The organism is Phocaeicola coprophilus DSM 18228 = JCM 13818, from assembly GCF_000157915.1.
Taxonomy (GTDB): Bacteria; Bacteroidota; Bacteroidia; order Bacteroidales; family Bacteroidaceae; genus Phocaeicola; species Phocaeicola coprophilus.
This window is the reverse complement of record NZ_EQ973631.1, coordinates 59,837-62,474: the sequence shown is the minus strand read 5'-3', so window position 1 is coordinate 62,474 and position 2,638 is coordinate 59,837. Positions and strand designations below refer to the sequence as shown.

Below are 2,638 nucleotides of genomic sequence, written 5' to 3'. Positions count from 1 at the left end.
CGGACAATCCGGAATGAATAAAATCAACATGCGCTCTTTCAATCTATCAATTTAAAACTATACAAATTCATAATATTATAAGTCAGTACGCACAATATGTCGCAATATTATAACACATAAATCTTTTTATTGCATATAATACGTGACTTTATGAAAAATGTAGTATCTTTGCAGCTCATTAAAAACTAAACTAGACTTATATATTGATAGTATTGTATGAAAATAATCTGGTCCATCCGATCTTTTAATTTCAAAAATGTGCCATAGAAAGCGTTCTGACACGAGATAAAAGCTTTTGATGTTTCATTTCAATTTATTATTTTCATGTTTACATTCATAACTATAATGGCCGTTGGAGTCTTTATAGGCTATCGGTTGCGCCATTTACACAGAATACATAAAGTAACCTCACTGATACAGGTAGTAGTCTGCCTGCTGCTTTTTATTTTGGGACTATCCATAGGAACCAACAAACTGATCATCAGCAACCTCAGTTATTTTTGCCGTCAGGCAGCCGTAATATCTGCATTAAGCCTGCTGGGAAGCTCAATGGCCGCCCTGCTCGTTTCTCACCTGTTTTTCAAGAAAGGAGTAAGCAATGAAAAGTAGTCTGATTATACTTATATTTTTTCTTCTGGGTTGTGTGGGCGGCCTTTTCTATACAGCCGATTTCGATCTTCATATCCTTTCGGTCGACGTTCTGTATCTGCTGATGCTTCTGCTGGGAATCAATCTGGGATGCAATCAAGATCTCAAAGGCTTTGTCCGGCAGTTCAGCTTCAAAATGTTACTGGTACCCATAGCTACGGTAACCGGAACATTCCTTTTTTCGGCCGTTGCCGGATTCATACTCAGCCAGTGGAGTATTTTCGACTGCATGGCAGTGGGCAGCGGATTTGCCTATTATTCCATTTCTTCCGTACTGATAACCCAGCTGAAAGCTCCCAGCATCGGTATGCAACTGGCTACAGAACTGGGAACCATCGCTCTGCTGGCCAATATTTTCCGTGAGATGACAGCCTTGATTGGCGCTCCATTCATCCGCCAATATTTCGGATGCCTGGCTCCCATCTCAGCAGCCGGAATTGGTTCCGCTGATATTCTGCTGGCATCCATCAGCAAATATTCCGGCAAGGAAGCTATCCCGCTGGCCATCCTGCACGGTATACTCATCAACATCAGTGTGCCTTTCTTTGTCTCGCTGTTTTGCAATCTGTAAACAGACTTGTGAAGTTAAAAAGCAGATCCCATAGCAAATCATAAGATAATGCAACTAATTCGCAATAAAGGTAAGCAATGTTCCGTCTGACTTGGTGTATTTTTGCATAAACTTAAAAAAAGACTGAACTATGGGAAAAGGAAAGACTCTGATACTGGGATTATTATGCGGCTGCTTCATGGTCGGCTGCTCCAATACGACCAAAGAAAAACAGCTGGCAGCCACCATTCTGCAAGATTCCACACTGAACAAAGTAGACAGTATGGCCCGATCCGTTATCCGGCAGGGACTCAATGCCGGAAGCGGATATTCGCAAATCTGGGCCAGAGACATGAATACCTTCATTGAAACAGCCTGTGAAGAAACTGACCGGAAGGATTTACGAAATGCCATTTTACTCTTCTTCGCCCTGCAACAGCCCAACGGAGAAATGATAGACGGATATGTCCTGAAACCGGAATTCACCTGGAATGACAATGTTCCGTATTACTCGGATGCAGCGCCCCAGCACGTGGCTTTCAAGAATACAGTTGAAACAGATCAGGAAAGTTCGCTGATACAGATCGTAGGAAAATATATACGCATGACCGGTGACCGTTCGATCCTTCAGGAAAATATTGCGGGAAGTACGGTTCTGGAACGCATGACTCAAATGACGGATTACCTGATGCGGGAACGGTACAGCAAAGAATATGGCTTGCTTTATGGAGCTATGACTGCCGACTGGGGAGACGTGCAGCCTTGCGATGACTTCGGATGCGACATGAATGAAAAGTCATTCAAAGCAATAGATGTGTACGACAATGCCATGTTTATCATAGCTCTTGACTATCTGCAGGAAATGAGTCAGAATCCGGAAGAGCAGAAGAAATGGAAGGATATCCGGGAAAATTTTGCCAAAAATGTACGCACTCACTTATGGGATGAAAAGAACCAGAAGTTCATCCCCCATATTTATCTGGACAAATCTCCCATACCGGAAGGGTTCGATGAAAACAAGGTCCATTATCACGGAGGAACGGCTGTCGCCATCGAAGCAGGCTTGCTGACACGCGAAGAAATAGCAACCGTCAATCAGCAGATGCTGGAAAATGTCCGCCTGTCGGGTATGCCCAGTATCGGACTGACTCTCTATCCTCCTTATCCGGAAAACTTCTTTACCGGAGGAATGGCCCATCCGTATGTCTATCAGAACGGCGGCGACTGGACCTGGTTCGGAGGACGGATGATCCAGCAGTTGATAGCCCATGGATTCATAGAAGAGGCTTACGCGGAAATCAGACCGATGATAGACCGGGTTATACAGAATAAAGGCTTTTATGAATGGTACGGCAAAGGAGGAGTCCCGAGCGGTTCCGGACATTTCAAGGGATCTGCCGGCGTACTGGCCAAAGCCATTGAGATGTTACATCAGTGGGC

General features: G+C 44.2%; 3 protein-coding genes. All 3 read left to right on the top strand.

Going from position 1 to position 2,638, the window contains the following annotated elements:
• Positions 1 to 324: 324 nt before the first annotated feature.
• Positions 325 to 609: a LysO family transporter gene (locus BACCOPRO_RS00700; RefSeq protein WP_008139956.1), complete on the top strand. Its 285-nt coding sequence runs from the start codon at positions 325 to 327 to the stop codon at positions 607 to 609.
• Complete coding sequence (locus BACCOPRO_RS00695; RefSeq protein ID WP_008139954.1) at positions 599 to 1,219, top strand: LysO family transporter; 621 nt, start codon at positions 599 to 601, stop codon at positions 1,217 to 1,219. Before BACCOPRO_RS00700 ends, BACCOPRO_RS00695 begins: the two co-directional genes overlap by 11 nt.
• 130 nt (positions 1,220 to 1,349) lie before the next feature.
• Positions 1,350 to 2,638, top strand: a 1,289-nt coding sequence (locus BACCOPRO_RS00690; protein WP_008139952.1) for an alpha-L-rhamnosidase-related protein, incomplete at its 3' end; no start/stop codon positions are given.

Bases quoted from the DNA above. Each gene is read 5' to 3' on its own strand.
- BACCOPRO_RS00700 (WP_008139956.1), top strand. From the start codon at position 325: ATGTTTACATTCATAACTATAATGGCCGTTGGAGTCTTTATAGGCTAT.
- BACCOPRO_RS00695 (WP_008139954.1), top strand. From the start codon at position 599: ATGAAAAGTAGTCTGATTATACTTATATTTTTTCTTCTGGGTTGTGTG.